20 protein-coding genes are annotated in these 20,782 nt (G+C 57.9%); 4 read left to right on the top strand and 16 right to left on the bottom strand.

Translation table 11 applies throughout. The annotated features are described in order from the left end of the window. Positions 1 to 89 precede the first annotated feature (89 nt). From V6Z53_RS03765 to V6Z53_RS03755, 3 genes are read left to right on the top strand one after another with little or no spacing between them, the layout of a single operon-like run. Complete coding sequence (locus tag V6Z53_RS03765; protein ID WP_338584215.1) at positions 90 to 1,115, top strand: WYL domain-containing protein; 1,026 nt, start codon at positions 90 to 92, stop codon at positions 1,113 to 1,115. Between the two features lie 55 nt (positions 1,116 to 1,170). Beyond that, a complete protein-coding gene (locus V6Z53_RS03760; RefSeq protein ID WP_338584214.1) occupies positions 1,171 to 2,586 on the top strand; it encodes a hypothetical protein in 1,416 nt (471 codons plus the stop codon). 12 nt (positions 2,587 to 2,598) lie between these two features. Continuing rightward, positions 2,599 to 5,799 carry a hypothetical protein gene (locus V6Z53_RS03755; protein WP_338584213.1) on the top strand — a complete coding sequence of 1,067 codons (3,201 nt, stop codon included), beginning with the start codon at positions 2,599 to 2,601 and terminating at the stop codon, positions 5,797 to 5,799. An 815-nt stretch (positions 5,800 to 6,614) separates the two neighbouring features. Here V6Z53_RS03755 and V6Z53_RS03750 read toward each other — a convergent pair. From V6Z53_RS03750 to V6Z53_RS03705, 10 genes are all read right to left on the bottom strand, one after another. Further along, positions 6,615 to 7,208: a hypothetical protein gene (locus V6Z53_RS03750; protein WP_338584212.1), complete on the bottom strand. Its 594-nt coding sequence runs from the start codon at positions 7,206 to 7,208 to the stop codon at positions 6,615 to 6,617. Then, positions 7,205 to 7,981 (bottom strand): hypothetical protein, encoded by a 777-nt coding sequence (locus V6Z53_RS03745; protein WP_338584211.1) that lies wholly within the window; start codon positions 7,979 to 7,981, stop codon positions 7,205 to 7,207. Before V6Z53_RS03745 ends, V6Z53_RS03750 begins: the two co-directional genes overlap by 4 nt. A 2-nt stretch (positions 7,982 to 7,983) precedes the next feature. Then, positions 7,984 to 9,219: a helicase RepA family protein gene (locus V6Z53_RS03740; RefSeq protein WP_338584210.1), complete on the bottom strand. Its 1,236-nt coding sequence runs from the start codon at positions 9,217 to 9,219 to the stop codon at positions 7,984 to 7,986. Continuing rightward, positions 9,216 to 9,605 carry a virulence-associated protein E gene (locus tag V6Z53_RS03735; RefSeq protein ID WP_338584209.1) on the bottom strand — a complete coding sequence of 130 codons (390 nt, stop codon included), beginning with the start codon at positions 9,603 to 9,605 and terminating at the stop codon, positions 9,216 to 9,218. Before V6Z53_RS03735 ends, V6Z53_RS03740 begins: the two co-directional genes overlap by 4 nt. Next, a complete protein-coding gene (locus V6Z53_RS03730; RefSeq protein WP_338584208.1) occupies positions 9,605 to 9,748 on the bottom strand; it encodes a hypothetical protein in 144 nt (47 codons plus the stop codon). Before V6Z53_RS03730 ends, V6Z53_RS03735 begins: the two co-directional genes overlap by 1 nt. A 3-nt stretch (positions 9,749 to 9,751) precedes the next feature. Next, positions 9,752 to 9,979, bottom strand: coding sequence for a helix-turn-helix domain-containing protein (locus V6Z53_RS03725; RefSeq protein ID WP_338584207.1), 228 nt, complete (start codon positions 9,977 to 9,979; stop codon positions 9,752 to 9,754). 527 nt (positions 9,980 to 10,506) lie between these two features. Further along, entirely contained in the window at positions 10,507 to 11,949 is a 1,443-nt protein-coding gene (locus tag V6Z53_RS03720; RefSeq protein ID WP_338584206.1) for a tyrosine-type recombinase/integrase, read from the bottom strand. A 279-nt stretch (positions 11,950 to 12,228) separates the two neighbouring features. Continuing rightward, positions 12,229 to 12,939: an SDR family oxidoreductase gene (locus V6Z53_RS03715; protein ID WP_338584205.1), complete on the bottom strand. Its 711-nt coding sequence runs from the start codon at positions 12,937 to 12,939 to the stop codon at positions 12,229 to 12,231. A gap of 46 nt (positions 12,940 to 12,985) precedes the next feature. Next, entirely contained in the window at positions 12,986 to 13,642 is a 657-nt protein-coding gene (locus V6Z53_RS03710) for a DsbA family oxidoreductase (RefSeq protein ID WP_338584204.1), read from the bottom strand. Further along, positions 13,639 to 13,857 (bottom strand): 4-oxalocrotonate tautomerase family protein, encoded by a 219-nt coding sequence (locus tag V6Z53_RS03705; protein WP_056852134.1) that lies wholly within the window; start codon positions 13,855 to 13,857, stop codon positions 13,639 to 13,641. The genes V6Z53_RS03710 and V6Z53_RS03705 overlap by 4 nt, the downstream gene beginning before the upstream one ends. A 221-nt stretch (positions 13,858 to 14,078) precedes the next feature. On the opposite strand from V6Z53_RS03705, the gene V6Z53_RS03700 reads away from it, so the two are divergent. Then, positions 14,079 to 14,402 (top strand): helix-turn-helix transcriptional regulator, encoded by a 324-nt coding sequence (locus V6Z53_RS03700; RefSeq protein ID WP_338584203.1) that lies wholly within the window; start codon positions 14,079 to 14,081, stop codon positions 14,400 to 14,402. Here the strand turns inward: V6Z53_RS03700 and V6Z53_RS03695 are convergent. From V6Z53_RS03695 to V6Z53_RS03670, 6 genes are all read right to left on the bottom strand, one after another. Then, on the bottom strand, positions 14,399 to 14,746 hold the full coding sequence (locus tag V6Z53_RS03695) for a type II toxin-antitoxin system RelE/ParE family toxin (RefSeq protein WP_338584202.1): 348 nt from the start codon (positions 14,744 to 14,746) through the stop codon (positions 14,399 to 14,401). The genes V6Z53_RS03700 and V6Z53_RS03695 overlap by 4 nt on opposite strands. A 230-nt stretch (positions 14,747 to 14,976) precedes the next feature. Beyond that, positions 14,977 to 15,747, bottom strand: coding sequence for a DeoR/GlpR family DNA-binding transcription regulator (locus V6Z53_RS03690; RefSeq protein ID WP_338584201.1), 771 nt, complete (start codon positions 15,745 to 15,747; stop codon positions 14,977 to 14,979). A gap of 58 nt (positions 15,748 to 15,805) precedes the next feature. Then, complete coding sequence (gene pdxA, locus V6Z53_RS03685; RefSeq protein ID WP_338584200.1) at positions 15,806 to 16,804, bottom strand: 4-hydroxythreonine-4-phosphate dehydrogenase PdxA; 999 nt, start codon at positions 16,802 to 16,804, stop codon at positions 15,806 to 15,808. Positions 16,805 to 16,809: 5 nt separating this feature from the next. Next, positions 16,810 to 18,090: a four-carbon acid sugar kinase family protein gene (locus tag V6Z53_RS03680; RefSeq protein WP_338584199.1), complete on the bottom strand. Its 1,281-nt coding sequence runs from the start codon at positions 18,088 to 18,090 to the stop codon at positions 16,810 to 16,812. Next, a complete protein-coding gene (locus V6Z53_RS03675; protein WP_338584198.1) occupies positions 18,087 to 19,094 on the bottom strand; it encodes a 2-keto-3-deoxygluconate permease in 1,008 nt (335 codons plus the stop codon). The genes V6Z53_RS03680 and V6Z53_RS03675 overlap by 4 nt, the downstream gene beginning before the upstream one ends. 290 nt (positions 19,095 to 19,384) lie before the next feature. Next, positions 19,385 to 20,671 carry an OprD family porin gene (locus V6Z53_RS03670; RefSeq protein ID WP_338584197.1) on the bottom strand — a complete coding sequence of 429 codons (1,287 nt, stop codon included), beginning with the start codon at positions 20,669 to 20,671 and terminating at the stop codon, positions 19,385 to 19,387. Positions 20,672 to 20,782 lie beyond the last annotated feature (111 nt).

The following is a 20,782-nucleotide window of genomic DNA, read 5'->3' as shown; positions in this document are numbered from 1 at the left end:
GGCACTAAGCCATCCGATCTCGTAGCATCGATGCTAAGTTGGCGCCAAAATGGCGACCATCCATTGAATAGGCTTACAAGGTAGTTGCCATGTCTCAAGCGAAGGATACGCTGCTGCGGCTGTTCGCATTGCTGCGTCTGATACCCACGGAGCCGCAGCGCATTGCTACATCGACACTGCTGGAAAAGCTCCGGGACAAGGGTTTTTCCGTAACGCTGCGCTCCGTTCAGCGCGATCTGAGCCGGTTGTCCATTCCCTTCTCGCTGCAGTGCAACGACAGTGAAACTCCCTTTCGCTGGAGTTTCACTCGCGACGCGCCGCTGAAACTGGAAGACATGGACACCCCGACAGCGCTGGCGCTCTACCTCTCCGAACGACATCTGACCACCCTGCTCCCGCAAGCGGTGCTGGACCAACTCGGCCCCCAATTCAGGCGCGCCCGAAACTTTCTGGGCGATCTGGGTAACAACGGCCTGGCGGATTGGGCAAAGCGGGTCCGAACGGTTCCCAACGGCAAAACCTTGCTTCCTGCCAGCATTGCACCCCAGGTCTGGAGTGAGGTTTCAACCGGCTTGCTGGAGCGCCGGAAACTGGAAGTGACGTATCAGAGCCGCAGCAAAAGCGAACTCAAGCAGTTCCGTCTGCACCCCGCCGGACTGGTGTCCCGACACGCCATCAGCTACTTGGTGGCATCGGTTGATGGCTACGACGATCTTCGCCAGTTCGCCCTGCATCGCATTCGCGAGGTCAGGGTCCTGGATGAAGTGGCGGAGTTGCACGCCACGTTCGACGTCGACGACTACATCGACACAGGGATTTTCAACCATCGACAAGCCGATGCGCAGGTCGAACTGGTCGCCGACGTTCACCCGCAGATCGCCGCCCTGCTCAGTGAGACACCGCTGAGCAGCGTGCAGAGCCTCAGCGACCTCCCTGACCACAGCTGGAAACGCTTGCACGCTCAAGTGTCGCTAGACCGGGACACGCTTTGGTGGATTTTTGGGCTCAACGACAACATTCGGGTCCATGCGCCACAGGTCTGGGTCGATGAGATCAGCCAGAAGCTGAACAACTTGCGAACCCTCTATTGCGACGCCGTCTCAACAAGCACCTGATGCCCGACAGCGCGCCGATCAACCCTCTGTATATAGATGATGCCAAGGAAGCTCCATGGACAACCAAACTAAAAAGGCATTGAACAGCTCAGTCAGCCTCTGCCCGATCTGGCCCACCCAGGCGTCGGAAAAGATTGGCCACATGCTGGGCGAAATCAATCACGCGAACGCCATCATCGACAAGATTGCCGGAACCGCGCAAAACAGCGCGATCAAAGGTGGGTTCGCCGCAGAGACATGGCACGCCGAATCATTCAACCTGGACGCGATCCTCAAGGACAAGGAAGTCCGCGCCTTCACTGACAACTTCACCAACACCCCGTTAGCGAAGAATCACACCACCCACGATATCGTGGTCATGAAGGGCGACGAGCAACTGCTCGGAGCGCAATTGAAATATTTCAAGAATGGCGATGCCACGCAGAAGGCATTCAGATCCACCAAAGACGGCATTCATCAGTATCAGGACAGTGATGCATTCATCGGGCCTGCAGATCAGATCGAACAGATCAAGGAAGCGGCCAAACGAGACATGCGGAGAAACCAGCAAACGCGGCCGGAAGTGGCCAATGCCGCCGAAAAGGTTCGCGAGAAGACGACGGGCAACCTCGATGTCGAGGGCGTTCAGTCAACGCCTCTGGGCAAACGGGACGCCGAGCATCTGGGCAGCGGCACCGAGGCAGGCAAGCAATTGCATGAAAAGATGCAAAACGGTTACCTGAACAAGGCCACCGTTCAACAAAGCCTTCACGCGGCAGGTTCGGCAGCTGTCATCACTACGGTGATCGCGGGCAGTATCAATACTTTCCAGTCAATCAAACAAGTCCGCGACGGCGAAATCACGGTGGAGCAAGCGACTTTCCAGATTCTCCAAAACACCGCAATCGCCGCCGGTGACAGCGCGCTGAAGGCAGGCATCGCGACTGCGACGGTCAGCATCACAGCACGCAACTTGCCTGCCCTGTTCGCGGGCTCGGCGTTCAAGCGCACCTTCGCCAACAATGGTGTAGCTGCTGCTGCGGTATGTGCCGTGGATGTGGTGCAGAACGTGGTGCTGTTTGCCGCGGGCAAGATCACAAGCGAAGAGTTGGAAACCCGAACGGGCCACAATTTACTGCAGACTGGTGCAGCTGTCGTCGGCAGCTCGGTGGGCGCTGCAGTGGGCGCTCTCGGTGGACCGATCGGTGCGCTGGTGGGCGGCATTATCGGCGGCCTGATCACCACGATGGCCATGAGCATCGCTATCGACAACCACATCGAGAAAAGTTTCCGGTTGACGCTGACCGCCACCGAACACGTGGTGGGTAACGCAATGATCATGCATGACTCGCTGGAATACCTGCAGATGTCGCAGTCGTTCTATGCCGAATTTAACAAGGGCCTGTACTTGTCCGAGCGCCACTTTGCTGGCCAGGTCAAGACCATGGCAGCCCAAAGCACACAGTTGAAGAACCTGATCGATAATCTTTAAGGCATATTTTCAATGAGCGAAACGGTCGAAGCAGCACCCCAGGAAATCTTCAATCAACCGCTGAACGCCTCGGAGCAGGAAGCGGTTGAGGCACTCGTTGCCCAGCACCAGAACAACGCAGCGCTGACCCAGCAACTGGCAGTGGATGCTTCACGGCTGGTCACGTGCAGCGAGGAACGCCTGAAACAACAAGCCGAGAGCGGATTCTTCAAGCGGTTTGCCGGTGCATTCAGCGGCAAGAATCGCCAGAACCAGTTGCAGAACCAGGTTGACGCGCTGCACATGCAGAAATTCGCATGGCACTACCTCAAGCAACTGCAGCAGCAGAACCTGATCAACGCCCAGAGTATTGCGGTGATCCGCAACAACCTGGGCACGATGAACGAATACATCATCGAAACCCGTAATTTCGTCTTGGTAGCGGTCGACAAGATCAATCGCCGCCTGATCCGGGTTGAGAACAACACCAATTTTCACCAATGGTCGCTGAACATCGAAGCGAACAAACGTCGCTACAAATCGATGCCCAAGGGGCTGCTGGTGCTCAACCTGGCGTATGACTTCATGCGCAGCCACCCCGGCGTCATGCTGACCACGCAAGACATCAACCACCTGATCGTCACGCTGGAAAAGCTGGACGTGGACTGTGACGAAGAAGTCCAACTGTTGAGTTTCATCATCGACCTGATCGATCAGATCGAAACCACCAGCATCGAACGCTACCGCTCGGTCATCGAGCTATCGTTCGAAGAGCACGTCGCCGATTCGTACTTCGTCCAGAAAAACATCTCGGGTTTGGCGTTCAACTCGCTGTATTACCTCTCCGACGAGTACGACCGCATCATCGACATGATCTCGGACGGCGAGGTCTGTGACAGCGACGAGAAGCGCGAGCGAATCATTTCCAGATTCTTTGGCAAGGCGTTTTCCGGCCTTTATACCCAGTACCGGATGCGCGACCTGATAGAGGAAATCATCGGCGGCAGCCTGCTGACTCTGGAGATTTACAAGGATCAGCACGGTCTTAACGCCTTGCCCGACGAACCCGCCGAAGATGCCCAAGCCGAGCCGGTTGCACTGGTGTCGTCGTTGCCGGACATCCACTCCCACACCTTCTTCGACACCACTGACGATCTTGACGCCCGACACAACTACCTGTTGCTGTTCGCTCTGTGCATCGAGAACTCGGCGTCATTGAACAGACAGGGCCGGGAGTTTCTCGAGTTGCTGGCGCACAAGGCCGGGTGCCCGCAGGCGCCAATTGAAATCGCAGTACTGGCGGACAACCCCCGCAAGGTTCAGGACTACTTGCCGATCCTGCAGGATCTGCTCAAAGGCGACGACAAGACCTACACCTGGCTGCTCGATGCGTTCTACCTGCTGACGCTGTGCCAGAAACAGATCGAAGGTCCTCATGTGCTGCGTATCCTGAACGCGCTCAAGCCCGCACAGTTCAAGGAAAACTTCGCCCGTGGGCTGGTGATCAGTACCGAACAGGATGAAGAGCAAGTGCTTGCGGCTGCCGAGAAGTTGCAGCAGCAGACCAACGGCTGGAAAAACATCGTTCGCTACCGCGAGCTGCGTTTTGAGCAGACCTTCACCGAGGCTCGCGCCAGACTGCGCACGGTCGGTCATGAGGCCAGCAGTCTTTCGTTCGATCTGACGAAAGCGACCCTGAAAGCCTCTGATTATTCGTTCTTCATGGAAGCATGGGACGACTCGTTCCTGAGCAAGGTCAGCAGCAAAGTGGAGGGAACGGCTTACACTCTTGGCCGTGGTTCCTGCCTGTCCTCGCTGAACGAGATGCGCAAAAAAATCAGCGAGTTCATCTCCGGACATTCCAGCACGCTGAACCAAGGTAATAGCATGCTGGCGCGCTGGGGCCTGCCCACGATCTCCTTCAAGGACGAATCCGGCTATGCCGATTTCGAGCTGGACAACTCCGCAGCTAACGGAGATTGGTACGACCAGTTCAATCACTTCGAACGCCAGCTCGACGACACACTCAGTGCCTTTTCAAATGCCTGTGCGGACGTGGCCGAACAGCTCGCGCAATTCATGGAAGGTCGATTCGACGAGTCCGTGGTTGAGCGCAAAGCAAAGCAGCGTGCCGAGCGACTTCATCAGGAACAGCAGGAAAAGCTGGCCAAACAGTCGGTCGTCATCGAAAAAGATGACCGGGATCATTTGTTCAGCATCGAGTGGGGTCAGGTACAGCACCCTCCCTGCGACCCCGAGAAAATCCAGTACATCAAGACCGATGGCATCACGTGGTTGATCGTCGACCACGACAACCGGGTGTATCGCAGCCTGGATCGAGAGCACTGGCAGAACGTGCGTCTCAGTGCCACCGAAAACGCACCCGCCATCTCCCAGCTGTATTTCGTGGGTGGAATATGGATTGCCATAGCGGGTTACAACGACGGGTTCTATTACTCCCGCGATGCGCAGAACTGGAAACAGACCCGTTTCCCGGATGCGCAGGGCTGGGAGTTCACCCGAACTGAAGAGGTCATCCGGTTCAACGGCCTGTGGCTATGGAGATTCAAGGAGCGCAAGGAGTACTCCTACGTCGAAAAAGGGCTGATTTTCGACTCTACAAAGACCGGCAGCTACGACGAGGTCGCCATCTTCTGCACCGCCGACCTCGACGGCCCATGGCTGCGCTGGGAAGACGCACCGAACTTCTCGGAGGGAATCGAAGTAGAAAGCATCCAGCCGCTGCCCGATGGAAGCAGCTTACTCGCATTCTGCAAGTACAACTGGGTATTTAAGTCACTGAAGAAGAAGAACAACGCGGCCTCGTTCGTCAGCTATTACGTTGCCGGTAAAGGCTGGCGAACCTGCACCTGGGCGAGCGAAGACGACAGCTACGATGCACCGCTCATCACGCGTATGGGACAGACTGTGATGTGTTTCTACTCGGATCGTGTAATGACGTCCGACAAAGGCTATGAGTGGAAGCTTCAATCCAAAGACATTCGCATCAATGCCAGCGCCCATCTGCGAGATGTCAGTCTGTTTACGACACGCTGGGGGCGAGAGGCGCTCTACGTGAGCCAGACAGGAGAAAACTTTGCGGAACTGGTACTGGAAGAAGGCAATTGGAAGCACTTCGCGGCCAACGAGCAGGGCACCTTGAGCGTCTACTCGCCGAACAAGCATGAAACCTTCCTGCGAAGCGGCAACTACATCTGCCAGCCGAAAGCGTAGCGCGGATCGGGGGGGCATCGTCGATGCCCCCTCTGTCATCAACTCGACGATTCAGTCGATGAACACCCGTTATTTGAAAGAGATGGTGACGAGTGGGCGCGTAGGCCATGAACATCGACATTACCTCCAGTTACGAGTCGTTGAACAGCCTTGCCGGGCCGTCGCACAAACGATGGGCGGACTTCTAAGGGACACCGCGAGTGAGTATTCGCTTCTGGTCGAGCATTTTCGGATCTCAAGCGTCCGTTTCTGGCCGGTTGTTGCCTCTCGCGAGGGGTTCTACTGGCAGTGCTTTATTCGATACAAGTGGACGGCCATGGCTGGCTTTTCAGTGGACAAACTACCTGTTGTTGATCTACGTCTGAATCACTTCATTGGTTGTGAAATCGAACCACTTCATGTCCAGTTTCTCCTCGATGGAAGCGAGAAGTCATACAGTATGCTTAAGGGGAGTGTGGTTGATTCACTCATTGGGGTAACCCCATCAGAGGCGTTGTCATATCCCCACCGCATTGTTGTTTTCAGGTGCACCTCAGGTGCAACACATAACCGGACAAAACGGAACGGACGAGTCTTAATTTCAGGGCTTAGGAAAGGTATTTTTCGTTGCACTTTGTCGGGACAACTCAAAGTGATACGCGTCAACAAATTCAGGGCGGGTAAGCACTTGGTAATCGCCATCCGTGGCGTTCGCTTAGTCTAGAATCTCGCGACGGATCTTGTCCTGCTCTCGCAACTCCTCGGCCAGCTCTCGCAGCAGCGCCCTCATCCCACCTGTCCACGCATTGCGCGATGAAGCAGCCTTACCCTCGGCGCTACGCGGTCCGGTGCTTTGCTCCCAAGGTCGCCATTGCCGGATCAGCTCCGCCTGCCGTGCCCGTCGCTCGGGTGTCCAGCCGTTCACCATGCTCAACCTCCAATAGTTCGTTCTGCGCTTTTTTGGTTTTCCGCGTGCGCGCGGGCTTCTCTTGGATACTGTTGTTGACCTGGACCTGATTGCCGATGTTCGCCTGCTTCACGAAAGCGACTTGCTTGGGGGCCTTGAGTTCGCCCAAGGTCTGCAAGGTGGCCCGGGCCTGGTTCTGGGCCTTGAGTGCGAGACGCATGTAGGACTCCAGCCCGCCCATGTTTTTAGATGACAGTGCCCGACTCGCAAGATGCACGAATAGAGCATCCAGAGAGTGCGCTTGCGATACCAGCATGTCTTCTGCTCGGCTCATGTCGCCGCGGTTGATTGCAGTCGTCTGCCGACCCAGTTCGAGGACAGCCTCGAGGAAGGGCGTCTTGCCGAGCAGGTTACTACTGACAAGCAATGCGGCGTTCACGCACTCCGGAGTCAGGTAATTGCGGGCATTGGCCTTTTCCTCATTCTCCTCAATGACAAATTCCACTGCCGGGGCATCGTTCATGCGCTCGTCTCCATCTGGGTGTTGTTATAACGCTGGCGCAAATCAACGCCAGCCGCGCAGTAACGGCCGGTTGCCGCATGGCAGGCGCGGCAGCTCATCAGATGGTTGGTGTGTACTGCATCAACCTCCCGCCATGCCTGTGACGCCGTAGCTGCGGTATGGATGGTGTGCTGCGGCTCAGAGTCCTCCACAGCGTGCACCTCAACCGGTTGTTCAACCCGCTGCGGCCGGTTGATCCACGCCGGGCTAACGTGGATCGTGTCGGCCACCAGCACGACGTCCGCATCGGCCAACTCGGCAAGGTCGTGCGGCTCCAAATGCCCCTCGTCCAGCAGCACAGCAGGATGGGTGCCGAGCAGACGCGCGACACGAGGCAGCCAGAGGCTCGACGGTGCAGGTGTGGGCGATGGCGCGGCGAGTGTGCCGGTTAGCGCCTTGACGATCTCCGCTTCTAAGAGCGGGCGCTCAAAGCCTGGCGCTGCCACTACAGCCAACAGGGCATCGCCGTGCAGCTGATGAGCCTTCTGTTTTGCGATAGCGGTGTCGAAATCGCCGCATGCTTGCACCACCTGCCCGTTGGCCAGCACCAGCAGGTGCAGCCAGCAAAGCGTCGGATCGTTGGCCGCATTCAGTTCGGCCATGAGCTCGACGCGGTGCTTGCATACATAGAGGCGAACGGCATCTGTGATGCGGTCAGCGGGGCGCAGACGCAGTTTATTTCCGTTGAGCTCGGCGGTGAAGCCGGCCCGGTATAGGTAGTCCAGGGCGGCCACGGTCAAAACTCCTCAAAGTCGACTGCAGGCACCTTGGCATGCTGTCCGTTCTGTGTCCGGTTTTCGTCCGCTTCCCGTCCGGTTTGTCCGGTATTAACGATCTTCAGACTGTCCGTCCGGTCCGGTTCCCCTAAGGGAGGCAGGACAGGACGGACAAGAAATACATGCGCACCGTCGATTCGGATTTGCTGACGATCAATCAGGGTTTTCTTCACGTCGTGAAAACGCTGGCGAGAAATTTCGGCTTCTTTACACTTCGATTTCCAAGCGTCAATTGGGATGTGTACCGGGTGATCTTCCCGGCCTTGGCTTTTCAGGCGTTCGGCAATATCCGCGTGCATCTGCTCAAGCGTTTCCAGCGCAGCCTTTTGCTGCTTACCCAAGTTTGCCGACACTGGTGATGCAGACGCGGTGAACTCAGTCAGACGCAGCGCGGCACCGCTGATCAGGCTGCCACTGTCGTCGCGCACTGATACTCCGACCAGTTCGAAGGCAAGTGAAGACGGCTCTTCTGCATCCTTCATCTTGTGCGGAATCAGTCGAACCAGGTTGTCTTCGTTGCTGCGGCTCACTTCGTATTCAGCATCTGCAGCACCTTTCAGTGCCGACGATCCGCGTGCGCCTCGCTCGCCATCCTTGCCGCTGTGGTGGACGATCAAGACAGTGGCCTTCCAGTGCCGACGCAGTGCGTCAACATTGCGGATGAAATGCCCCACGTCCGTTGCGCTGTTTTCGTCGCCTCCGAAATTACGGGCCATGGTATCGATCACAATCAGCACCGGGGATTCGCCAGTAGCTTCGGCAATCTGCTTAACCGCTTCTGCCACTTTTGCAGCATTTGTTTCGCTGGACAGATCCGTAGGGGCCTCTGATACGAATAGCAGTTCCGGCAAGGCAGTGTCGTTATGCTGCGCCCATGCGTGAAGGCGCCGAGCGATACCGTTGTGACCTTCCCCTGCGATGTAAATTACAACTCCCGGTTTCACCAAATGGCCGTGGAACGGCATGCCGCTAGCAATACAGCAAGACAAGTCCAAAGCAACGAACGATTTCCCCTTACCGGGAGGGCCGTACATCACCGTGAGTGCGTCTTCCTCGATATAGCTTTCAACCAGCCAGGCAACAGGCTTGATTGGCATATGGCAGGCCGCTACAAAACGGAAGTCGGGAGTGCTGATCTGCTGCTGGCGCTGTGTTGCCCACTGGTTGTGGTAGGGATCTTTTGTTTTCGCACTCATGCTTTCAACTCCAAGCCTGCCAAGCGATCCCGCGCCAGCTCGAAGCGATGGCGATCCTCTTCAGACAGTTCTGCACCTTGGGCGATTAGGGATTGGCCAATGAGGTGGACCATACGCTCACGCTCGATGGCAGCTCGGCTCGGACCCAGTCGACGTGGCTTGCTGCCGCAATCAGGGAACAGGTCGCGCAACTCCAGCTCGACGGAGGCGAGGATCTCGGTCACCGAACAGCCGACCCAGCACTTCACCAACAGCTTCCCGTCCTCGACCTCTGTGATATGCAGGCTGGGAGTCTTGTCATCATGTGCCGGGCAGCGAGCCGTCCACTTACCCGATTTCACTTGACGAACTTTGTCGAGACGCGACAACAGCTTGTCGGCGGGCATCACTGCAACACCTCGGGCACGTCATACGTGGACAGCGACAGCAGGATTACGAGGGTGTGCTCATGGCGGGTTAGGTCGGCGGCGGCTTTCTTCAGGCCGAACGCTGCCCGCCCGCGTTGATTCGCAGGTTTTTGGGTACGCATGGTTTACGCCTCCTGCGGAGTCAGGAAGGCTTCAACGGACTCAACCGGCCAGCGAACCGAACGACCGAAGCGCACGGCACGTGGGAAGCCAGGCATCTGCGACCAGCGCCACCAGGTCGTGCGGCTGACTTGGTAGCGAGTGCAGAGCTGTGCGGTGGTACCGAAGGTGCCAGGAATCGGCAGATTGGGTGCTGCAGTGGAAGGACTGACGCTATTGTTTTGTTGACTCATTTTGGGCATCCATTTTGGACTAAATGGGATTCCCCTCAGTACAGGGTAGAAAGTCACTAGTGCAGCACGACGGGTCGTAGGATCTACGTCGGTCGGACGGTACGAATTTGCATTGACGCCAAATTCAGGTGACTTAAACTCCCAGCATCTACAAGCATCGCCTGTGGATATTGAAGCCGGACTAAAAGCTTCTACCTTGGGGTGTGTACTGGCCTTGCCGATATGCATAAGGACGTTGTTCCGTCCCCCCAGATCAGCCCTCGACACCGCGAATGTCGAGGGCTTTTCTTTATCTGCATTTCAGCAGTAACTACGTTACCAGCAACCCCCGGCCACAGCGTGCAGGGCGTTTCATCTGGGTGTAGTACGTCTGGCCAGTAGCCGCATAGTAGCGAGGCGTGCGGGCCGTTCAAGTACACATTAGCGAACGATACTTGTTTGCAATAATGCCTCTACTCACCATACCTCACCATTCATCTCCATACCGCACCAAATGCACTAGAAATTATTTTTTGTTTTTTTCACTTTTATTTCCTTTTTTTCGACAGCGGCACCACTTTAGCGGTCTGCTGCTCCCTCAATACCTTCCTAAGCGCACGCTCGAACAGCTCGATGGCACGCCGTTTTTCCGGTAATGCCGCCTCGGGGCTATTTCGGTAGTGAATATTCGCTACGCCAGTCTGACCATGCGCTTGAAGCAGGTCGGACAGTTGATCGCTGATTCCGTGTCTCTGCATCAGTTGGGCGCAGGTGCGGCGCAAGTCGCGCGGAGAGAAGCTGGGGGTCTGCTTCCCATCTATAATTGCGTGCTCTGACTTCAGCCAGTCAGCAATGGCATGGCGTGGGCTGCTGACGACGATGTGCTGCTTTCCGGTGGTGGTCCACGGCCAGGAATGACAGCCGTTGATCTCCTTGACACACCTCAGAATGGCGACAGCCCGCTCAGTCAATGGAACTAGGTGCGGTCTGCTCATCGCTTGGCCTCCCCTCCCCTTACGGTGTATCAGGCGCACGGTGCCGGCTTCCAGATCGTAGTCATCCCAAGTGGTTTGGCAGACGTTGAAGATGCGCTGGCCGCCTGTGGCAATGACGAACTTGAACAACAGCGCCATGACCGGCCCGACGCCTTCGGTGGTTTCGACTGTTCCCCAGAACTTTCTCAACTCCGCATCAGAAAGCGCACGGGTTGCGGGGGCCGATACCTTCTCGACTGCTACCAACATGGCCGGATTGTTCACTAGGTTGTAGCTCTTGGAGCTCGACCTGCCGACCGCGTTCTCGGCCCGCAGACCATGATTGAATGCCGCAGCCAAGAACGAACGCATCCGGTCGGCCTGTACTTTCGCACCGCGATCCCAGATCGGATTAAGTATTGCGAGAATGTGGTCGGGGCGAATGTCTCGCGCCTTCATTGCCATGATGCTGGCGTGAGGGGCCAGCATATTGGTCTGATACAACCGCTCCAGTTCCTTTACGACGCCGGCAGTGGCCTTCTCCCTGCGCGATTCGATGTAGTCGAGGAATAGCTCTCCGAAGGTGCCGCGTGACGCTTCGACTTCGGCTAGGTGATGGCGCTCTCGAGCTTCCTCCTCCGCCTTCAGACGAGCAGACTCGACAGCGCGCTCATTTTGGATACGTGCCGCTTCAGCGCCTTCTTCCTGCTGTGCCAAGTACGCCTTAACGTCGCCGTGAGCTTTAGCTATCTGCGCCATTGCCGCGGCTTGGTCGCGCAGTTCCGGCAAGGTAAAGCCGACCTCCCGAGCAGTGCGTCGATACACTCCTAGCTTGATCAGCACTTGCTTGCCAGCCAGGTGATAGCGGTAGTAGCAAGCGGGCGAGCTTTCGTTCGCACGCTTGAATACCAGTGCCCCGGTGCCACGTCCCGGCAGGCTTTCGACCAGAGGTGAACAGCCGGGAGTCATCCCCCGCACTTTCTGGTCATTCACAGTTTTCGATGCGTTGCCCGCCATTGATCGCCCCTAGGTCTTGGTCACAGCTTTGGTCACAGCTTCTTGAATGACTTTAGACTACAACGTGCAACGAAGCGAAACAACGAATCGGGCTATTGCCCTTACAAAACGGTGACTTATCGGTATTTCGTTACACTCTGAATCTCGAAAAAACACCGGGACAAGCCGCTTGTAATCAGTAGTTCCCGGGTTCGATTCCTGGTGCCGGCACCATACAAAACAAAGCCCTCGTAGCAATACGAGGGCTTTGTTGTTTCTGCCGTTTAAAAAACCCGGCTCTTAGTGACCCGCGCTCTGCCCACCATCAACGTGCAGGATTTCGCCAGTGACGAACTTGGCGTTGTCCAGGTACACGACCGCTTGTGCAATGTCCTCAATCTCGCCCATGTGCCCGACCGGGTGCAGAGCGCCCAGTGCGGCGTGGGTTTCTTCGCCGTGCATCGGGGTTTTGATGATGCCTGGGCTCACCGCGTTTACACGGATACCGCGCTTGGCGTACTCGATGGCCAGGGAGCGGGTTGCTGCGTTCAGGCCACCTTTGGTCAGCGAGGCCAATACCGACGGTACGCCGTCGATCGCATGGTCCACCAAGCTGGTGGTGATGTTGACGACGTGGCCGCTGCCATTTTTTTCCATTTCGGCAATGGCCAGCTGGGTGATGTAGAAGAAGCCGTTGAGGTTCACCGACAGCACGTTGGCGTAGTCTTCAGCGGTATACGCGGTGAACGGCTTGGCGATGAAGATGCCGGCGTTGTTGACCAGGGTGTCGATGCGGCCGAAACGGGCGATCGCTTCACGGATCACGCGCTGGGCTGTTTCCGGTTCGCCGATGTCGCCGGCTACGGTGAGGATGTCCGGATCGGTGGACGGTTTGATCGAACGCGAAGTGGCGACGATCTGGTAACCGAGTTCACGGAAGGCCTTGACCATGCCATCGCCGAGACCTTGGGATGCGCCAGTGATGACAACGACTTTTTTCGAATTGCTCATGATGAAATCCTCAGACAATAAAAGAGTGGTGTAGAAAAATTGTGGATCAGGCTTCGGCGGGGGCCTGGGCCATTTGTCGCAACATCTGTTCGTAGTACTCGATCGATTGCGAACCGGACACCAGGTGACGGCCGTTCAGCACCATGGCCGGGACCGAATTGATGCCGTGCTGCCGGTAAAACTCCTCAAGCTCCCGCACCTCGTCGGCAAACGCGCCCGACGCCAACACCTCCCGAGCACGGGCTTCGTCCAACCCGGCTTCACCTGCCAGCCGCACCAGCGTCTGCTGATCACTCGGGTTCTGGCCTTCACTGAAGTAAGCGCGAAGCAGGATCTTCTTCAGCGCCACCTGACGCCCTTCCTCCAATGCCCAAAGCAACAAACGGTGAGCGTCGAAGGTGTTGTAGAAGTGGGTGCGCTTCTCCAGGTCGAACTTGAAGCCGATGGCATTGCCGCGTTCGATCTGCATCGCTTTGCCATTGGCGACGTCCTGAGCGGTACGTCCGTATTTGCGCATCAAGTGCTCGACGGCTTTTTCGCCTTCGGCCGGCATGCTCGGGTTCAGCTCAAAAGGCTTGTAGGTCAGCTCAACCGAAATCTCACCCGCCACGTTCTCGATCGCCCGTTCCAGCGCCGCCGCTCCCAGTGCGCACCAAGGGCACACCACATCGGAGACGAAATCGATGGTCACCGACGCCGTCATGACTGCCCCTCTTCCGCCAGTTGCTTGCGGTACTGGGTGGTGGTGATCCCGGCGTAGCCCCAGTTATCGGTGTCGACTTCCTCGATCACGATGTGGGTCAGGTCAGGGCGTTTGTTGAGCACGCGCTCCAGTGTTTCAGTGATCTCGGCAATCACCTGAGCTTTCTGCTCAGTGGTAACGCCATCGCGGGTGATGCGCACGCTTACGAAAGGCATGAGGGAAACTCCAGTGACCTTCCCGTCGGGATGATGGGAGAGGCGTTGGAGCTCAATGTATGGAGTTAGCTGGAGGGGATAAAGGTGGGGACGGGAACTACATTCGTTACGTGGTGTAATCAGTAAATCGCTGATCATCAAAAAAGCGGTTGCATCAAAAGCTCAATCGTCTAATCTCCATTTATCGTAAATTTTAGATAAATCTAAAAGAGTAAATTCTCATGGCAATTCAATTCTTTGATAGCCCGTTCCACGTTACGCACGACGAGGAACTTGCCAGCAAAATGGCGTTGAAAATGGAGCTGTCGATATTCATCAGTGACTGCATCAAAAAACTGGGTCTCAAGCAGAGCGAAGCGGCCTCCTTGTTGAACGTGACCCAATCACGCATTTCTGAGCTAACCACAGGCAAGATCGAGAAGTTTACGATCGACGCAATGATGGACATGCTGGATAGACTGGGATTTCGCACCACGTTCACGTTGCCCTCCAACGAAGCCGGTGCCCTTCCCCGGATAGTCATTTCTCAGTCTCGCGCCAGCTAGACATTAAACCCTAGGTTTCGTAGCTCCCTTTTCAGCTCCTTCAGCCGGTCTTGGGCAACGGCCATTGCGTGACGATCGGTTCCGTTTGTCGTTTTTACGAATGAATGAAGGACGAAAATGGTGCCTGCATACTTCGCAATGTAGACGCATCGGTATGCCGGATTGCCATTGATGATCAACTCAATGGCGCCCGCACCTACTGAACTCAGCTGCTTTATTGCGAGCTCTGGATCTGCGCTGTATTGCACACGCATCAGGTCTTTCCCGAACTCATCTTGCACCCAGCCCGGTAGATCTTTGTACTCACGCGTTGCAGCTTCGTTTACAAAAGCAAATCTCTTCAAAAGATGGATTCCTACCTGAAACAGTCGATTGCCCTCCGAACACCTCTGAGTATTCGATTCGGGTGACACTGTTTAGTAGTCATCGCTGGCTTTATCCGCAGTAAGACCTGGCTCCTTTTGATGTAGTCCGTAACGTGTCGCAATATTTGCGCACAAGGAAATCAACTCAACGAAAAAGCCCCGAATCATTCGGGGCTTTTGTGTTTCAACCTACGTGCTTGAATCTGTTCCTACACGATCACCGTTTCCACAGTGATCTGCTTGAGCGCATAAAACGGCGCAAGCATCGCCTCATCCGCCGCCGCACAGGTTATCAACCGCCACTCGCGCTCAATCGGCGTCCAATGCTGTTGCCGCGCGCGGCCGAGTTTGTCGGTGTCGGCGAGGACGACGATCTGCGCCGCCCGTTTGATGATGCACTCCTTGAGATAGGCCTGCTGCGCACTCGCTTCGCACAAGCCGAATTCCGCGACCACGCCGTCCGCGCCGAGGAAGGCTTTGTCGACGCTCAAGCGGCTGAGGGTCAGTTCCGCCAAGGGTCCCAACGTGCTCATGCTCGACCCGCGCAGGTCGCCGCCGATCAGGGTCAGTCGTACACCGGGTGCGTTGGCCAAAGTCATCACGGCGAGCAGGTTGTTGGTGACCACGTGCACGTCCTGGCGTGAGCAAAGGTGATGGGCCAGTGCGGCGCAGGTTGTGCCGCCGTCGAGCAGCACAGTATCGCCGTCCTGCACGTGGGCAGCGGCCGCCAGGGCGATGGCGTCTTTCTGTTCCCACTGGCTGGTTTTGCGTTCTTCCAGCGAGGCTTCCGGTTCGTGCACGCCGACCACAGCGGTGGCGCCGCCGTAGGTGCGCACCAGGTGCCGCTGTTTGGCGAGCATGGTCAGGTCGCGTCGCACGGTCGCTTCCGAGACGCCGAGCGCCGCGCTCAATTGCTCGACGTTGGCATCGCCGATGCGCACGAGTTCGAGGATGGCGCGGTGACGTTCGGACACTTTCATGGCGGGTCTCGTTGTTTGGACGGTTGCCGATCTTACACGACCGCGCCGCCGCAGCTCATCACCGTCGCGTGGCCAGCTCCGCGCCCTGACGCAGTGCTTCAAGCAGGCTGCGTTCATCGGCAATACCCTTGCCGGCGATATCGAAAGCGGTGCCGTGATCAACCGAGGTACGAATCACTTCCAGGCCGACGGTCACGTTCACACCGGCTTCGAGGCCGAGCACTTTGACCGGACCGTGGCCCTGGTCGTGATACATCGCTACCACCAAGTCGAAATCGCCGCGACCGGCACGGAAGAACAGCGTGTCGGCCGGCAACGGGCCGGTCACGTCGAGGCCGCGCGCCTGCAACAACTTCACCGCCGGGATGATTTTTTCTTCCTCTTCGCCATAACCGAACAAGCCGTTTTCGCCGGCATGCGGGTTGATGCCGCACACGCCGATGCGTGGCCGGGCAATGCCTGCCTTGATCAACGTCGCGTTGCCGCGTTCGATGGTGCGTTGCACCAGGCCCGGCTCGATCTTGCGGATCGCGTCGATGATGCCGATGTGGGTCGTGACGTGAATTACCCGCAGCTGCGGCGCCACCAGCATCATCGACACTTCGTCGACGTGGGTCAGGTGCGCGAGCATTTCGGTGTGGCCGGGGTACTTGTGGCCGCCGGCGTGCAGCGCTTCCTTGTTCAGCGGCGCGGTGCAGATCGCATCGATTTGCTTGGCTTCGGCCAGCTCCACGGCGCGGGCGATGTATTGATACGCGGCGTCACCAGCAATCGGCGACAACTCGCCGAATGGCAAGCCATCGGGGATCAGGTCTAGGTCGATGCAATCGATGATGCCGGCCTCGTAGCGCGCCTGTGACGCGTCCTCAATTCGGCGCACTTTGGCGCTGCCACCGACGATCACGTTGGCCTGTTCCAGGCGTCGCGCATCGCCGATCACCAACGGCCGGCATTGTTGGTAGACGATGTCGTGGGTCAGGCTTTTGACGATGATTTCCGGACCGACACCCGAAGCGTCGCCCATGGTGATGCCGATGATGGGGAGGTAATTGCTCATAGTGTTCATTCGAGTCCTTGGGTTCGTGTGCGTTGAGGCTGGGAGCGATCATTGATTTCGCTCAGGTGTTGCCATGCCGCATACAGGGCGCGGTCGGTGCCGAACGCGCCTGCCTTGGTAATGATTGCCGGGCGATAGCCATGGCGGGAGGCGGTGGGTCGACCATAGGCCACACCAGCTTCGACTTCCGCCAGCAGTTGCAGGCTGTCGATGCCGACCGTGGTCAAGATCGCCCGCGCCGTCTCGCCGCCCGTGGCGATCAGCCCACCGATCTTGGCGAAGTGCGGCTCGACCAGCACAGCCAACTGGGTCGAGAGGTGCGCGCCTTCCTGCGGATCGAATGCGTCGTCGCGACCGATGCGCAGCAACAGATCACTCCAGCCCTCGAGCTGCTCGCCGATGCGCGCCTGCCAGGTCGCCCAATCCGGATGGCTGAGGCCTTGGCGCAAAACCGCTGGCGGTACGATCAATTCGCTCAATCCGCCGCTGTCTTTCAGCACGCTGCACTGTCGCTCGCAGACACCGGAGAGGCTGCCGACCAGCACCAGGATCGGCGCCTGATTGCTTTCGCTGACGGCGGTTTCGGCACGCGGGTCAGGCGTGGCGAAGAAGTCTGGCAGGCGGGCGATTTCCCGCGCCAGGCCGCCCGAACCGATCCAGAACAGCGGCTGCTCCAGGCTGGCGGTCAGCCGCGCCAAGGTCAGCAGATCGTCTTCGGTTTGCGCATCGACGATCAGTGCCTGCGTGGTGCTGCGGGCCAGTTCGGCGAAATGATGGACCAGTGCATCGGGGTTGCCACGCAAGGTGTCGAGGTCCAGTTTCGCGGTGCGAAGGCCGGCGGCGACGAGCATGGCTTCGACGTCCGCCGGACGGTCGGCGTTTTCCAGTTTCCAGGTGTCGGTGGTTTCCAGCGGCTGGCCGTTGACGAACACCCGACCGCCGCGCAGCGTGCGCCCGGTGGCCGGGAACGCCGGAGCGACGATGGCCAGGCCGGCCAGCGGTTGCAGGGCGGCAACTTCGGCCGCCCAGTTGCCGCGCAAGGTCGAATCGATTTTCTTGTACAAGCGCTGCCCGGGTTTGCGCAGGGCCTTGAACGCCGCGACGGTACGCTCGGCGGCCTGTTCGGGTGACAGGCGCCGAGTGTCGGTATCGGCGGCGATCACCTGTGCGTCGGGCTGATCATTCGAGGCGTCGAGCGTCACCACGGTCTGCAACCCGGCACTGGCAAAGCCGATGGCGCAATCCGCCGCGCCGGACAGATCGTCAGCGATGATCAACATGCTCATCGCAACGCCTCCTGCTCCTGGGGCTCGCGCTTCGGGACGGCGGCGGGTTGGCGTTGCTGGACGCGTTTGGCAACGGCGGCGGTGAGCAACGGCGCGAGAATGGCGGTGACGACTACACAAGCGGCCACCAGCAACGTCGCACTCTTGGCGGCTTCGGCGTACACCGGGTTGGCCGCCGCGATCAACGCGGGCACGGCGGCGGCGTTGCCGGCAGTCGTCGCTGCGGCTACACCGGCGACGCCTGTGCCACCGGTTGCACGGTCGGCGAAAAACAGCGGGATACCCGTCAACACCACAACCGCTACACCGAGACCGAGGCCAAGCAGACCGGCCTGCCAGACGTTATGCAGATCCAGGCTGGCGCCAAGGGCCAATGCAAAGAACGGGATCATCACCGGCACGGCTTTGGCCAGAAAATCGCGCATGTCCCGGTCGAGATTACCCAGCAGCATGCCGAGCGCCAGCGGCAGAATGCTGCCCACCAGCGTCGGCCAAGGGAAGGCCGACAAACCGGCGATGCCCAGGGTCACCATGGTCAGGAAAGGCCCGGATTCCAGCGACATCACCGAATAGGCACCGACATCTTCGGAGCGGCCGTACTGCCCCATCAACGCCATGTAGAGGCCGCCGTTGGTGTCGTTCATTGCAGCGACTACCGCCAGCGTGGAAATGCCGGCGAAGAGCCCCGAGGAAATCGGCTGCTCGCCCAGGAAATGCCCGAGCACAATGCCGATCAGCACAGCGATGCCGACTTTGGTAGCCAGCAGCGTGCCGCCCTTTTTCAGCAGGTAAGGCGTGGACTTGATGTTGATGCTCGCGCCCATGCACACATAGAACACCGCCAGAATGGGCAGTGCACCGGTGAACAAAGCGTTGGTGAAGGAACCGAAAAATTTTGGGGTGTCCGGCAGGAATGTCGCCACCAGTGAACCGATGAGCAGAGGCACGATCATCATGCCGCCGGGGATACGTTCAATGGTGCGCTTGATTGGGATCTGGGCCACGAGGGTCTCCTTTTATAATTGTTTGGTAAGACGTGTTTCACCTCGAAAGTGACTGAACCGATCACGCAGTGATTGATTCAGTCAAAATAATCTTAGGGCATTGGTTTAAATTGCGCAATTCAATCATTGCGAATGCTCATTTTGATCATTCAGCGCGGAGAACTCGCTTCAGCGGGTGATTAAAATTTCTCGGATGGCGCAGACCAGAGCCTTCCAGCGCCCACAAAAAACCCCGAACCAGTCGGGGTTTTTCCTTTCTCAGCATCAGGCCTCGATACCGCAACCAATCATCAGAAAATATTGATCGGGTAATCCACGAACACACGCACTTCGTTGCCGCTGACGTTGTACTCGCTCGACTTCTGCGACACGCGCAGGATCGAGCTGCGCAGTTTCACGCTCAGGTCTTTGGCCGGGCCGCTTTGCACGACGTACTTGAACTGGTTGAAGATTTCGCGCTCGGTGCCGCCTTCGCTGGTGGAGGTGGTGATGTTGTCACCGCGTACGTAGGCGAAGTTGTAGCTCAGGCCCGGAACACCGAAGGTGCTGAAGTCCAGGCCGTAGCCCAGTTGCCAGCTGCGTTCATCTTCGGCGTTGAAGTCGGACCAGTAGGAGTTGGCCAGGTAGATGGTGTTGCCACCGTCACCGACGCGGTTCTGGTCTTTCTGGTAGCCGCCGTAGGCGTAGCCCAGGTTGCTGTCGCCGGTGCTGCGCTGGTAGCCGAGGGTGAACGAGTGCGGGCCGGTGGCGTAGATGGCTGCCAGGCTCCAGATCTTGTTGTCGTCGCCGGTAGCGCCGACGTCTTGAACGTAGGAGTCGTCCAGCTTGGTACGGTAGCCGTTGAAGTCCAGGGTCAGGGACTGATCCTTGGTGAGCGGGAACACGTAGTTGGCATTCACGTATTGCTTCTTCAGCACGTCTTCGACGTCGGAGGCGTACAGGGAAGCCTTGAACTGTTCGGTGAACTGGTAGCTACCGCCCAATACGTTGATCGACTTCAAGCCACCGCTGTCACGGCCTTCAGCACTTTTACGCGATTCGGCGGTGAAGCGACCGGCGTTCAGCTCCAGGCCCTTGATCTCCTTGGAGGTGATCAAAGTACCGGTGTAGCTTTCCGGCAGCAGACGCACGTTGTCATAGCTCAACACCGGCAAGGCCGGCATTTGGTCGCCGTAGGTCAGTGTGGTGCTGGACAGGCGGAACTTGACCGCCGCGCCGCCCTTGGACAGGTCGTCCGCTGCGTTGCCGCTGTCGCCTTGTTTAAAGAAGTCGATACCACCGGCGCCGCTTTTGCCTTTGCCGCCGTCCAGACGCAGTGCGTACAGACCGAAGGCATCCACACCCACACCGATGGTGCCTTGGGTGAAACCGGACGAGAACGTACCGATGGCCGCTTGGCCCCACTCGGCTTTGTCTTGGTTGCCGTCTTTGTAATCACGGTTCATGTAGGCGTTGCGCAGCAGCACTTTGAGGCTGCTGTCTTCAACAAATCCCTTGGATTCGGCCTGGTCGTTAGCCATGGCCTGTGACGCGCTCAAAATCCCCAGAGCGATCAGGCTGATTCGCTTGTTCAACATTTTGTTTTCCTTATTACGGGTTGAAACGCGCTGTGTCGAACGGCTGAAACGGCACTATCGCGCTCTTTTTTCATTCCGCAAACAAAAAAGCCCGCCCACGATCTCTCGCGG

Origin of the sequence: Pseudomonas sp. MAG733B (genome assembly GCF_036884845.1) — a bacterium.
Taxonomy (GTDB): Bacteria; Pseudomonadota; Gammaproteobacteria; order Pseudomonadales; family Pseudomonadaceae; genus Aquipseudomonas.
Note: the sequence above shows the minus strand (reverse complement) of the source record. Positions and strands in the feature narration are given on the sequence as shown.

Excerpts from the sequence above, each read along its gene's own strand:
- V6Z53_RS03765 (WP_338584215.1), top strand. The coding sequence starts at position 90 with ATGTCTCAAGCGAAGGATACGCTGCTGCGGCTGTTCGCATTGCTGCGT.
- V6Z53_RS03760 (WP_338584214.1), top strand. The coding sequence starts at position 1,171 with ATGGACAACCAAACTAAAAAGGCATTGAACAGCTCAGTCAGCCTCTGC.
- V6Z53_RS03755 (WP_338584213.1), top strand. The coding sequence starts at position 2,599 with ATGAGCGAAACGGTCGAAGCAGCACCCCAGGAAATCTTCAATCAACCG.
- V6Z53_RS03750 (WP_338584212.1), bottom strand. The coding sequence starts at position 7,208 with ATGAACGATGCCCCGGCAGTGGAATTTGTCATTGAGGAGAATGAGGAA.
- V6Z53_RS03740 (WP_338584210.1), bottom strand. The coding sequence starts at position 9,219 with ATGAGTGCGAAAACAAAAGATCCCTACCACAACCAGTGGGCAACACAG.
- V6Z53_RS03735 (WP_338584209.1), bottom strand. The coding sequence starts at position 9,605 with ATGCCCGCCGACAAGCTGTTGTCGCGTCTCGACAAAGTTCGTCAAGTG.
- V6Z53_RS03730 (WP_338584208.1), bottom strand. The coding sequence starts at position 9,748 with ATGCGTACCCAAAAACCTGCGAATCAACGCGGGCGGGCAGCGTTCGGC.
- V6Z53_RS03725 (WP_338584207.1), bottom strand. The coding sequence starts at position 9,979 with ATGAGTCAACAAAACAATAGCGTCAGTCCTTCCACTGCAGCACCCAAT.
- V6Z53_RS03720 (WP_338584206.1), bottom strand. The coding sequence starts at position 11,949 with ATGGCGGGCAACGCATCGAAAACTGTGAATGACCAGAAAGTGCGGGGG.
- V6Z53_RS03715 (WP_338584205.1), bottom strand. The coding sequence starts at position 12,939 with ATGAGCAATTCGAAAAAAGTCGTTGTCATCACTGGCGCATCCCAAGGT.
- V6Z53_RS03710 (WP_338584204.1), bottom strand. The coding sequence starts at position 13,642 with ATGACGGCGTCGGTGACCATCGATTTCGTCTCCGATGTGGTGTGCCCT.
- V6Z53_RS03705 (WP_056852134.1), bottom strand. The coding sequence starts at position 13,857 with ATGCCTTTCGTAAGCGTGCGCATCACCCGCGATGGCGTTACCACTGAG.
- V6Z53_RS03700 (WP_338584203.1), top strand. The coding sequence starts at position 14,079 with ATGGCAATTCAATTCTTTGATAGCCCGTTCCACGTTACGCACGACGAG.
- V6Z53_RS03690 (WP_338584201.1), bottom strand. The coding sequence starts at position 15,747 with ATGAAAGTGTCCGAACGTCACCGCGCCATCCTCGAACTCGTGCGCATC.
- pdxA (WP_338584200.1), bottom strand. The coding sequence starts at position 16,804 with ATGAGCAATTACCTCCCCATCATCGGCATCACCATGGGCGACGCTTCG.
- V6Z53_RS03680 (WP_338584199.1), bottom strand. The coding sequence starts at position 18,090 with ATGAGCATGTTGATCATCGCTGACGATCTGTCCGGCGCGGCGGATTGC.
- V6Z53_RS03670 (WP_338584197.1), bottom strand. The coding sequence starts at position 20,671 with ATGTTGAACAAGCGAATCAGCCTGATCGCTCTGGGGATTTTGAGCGCG.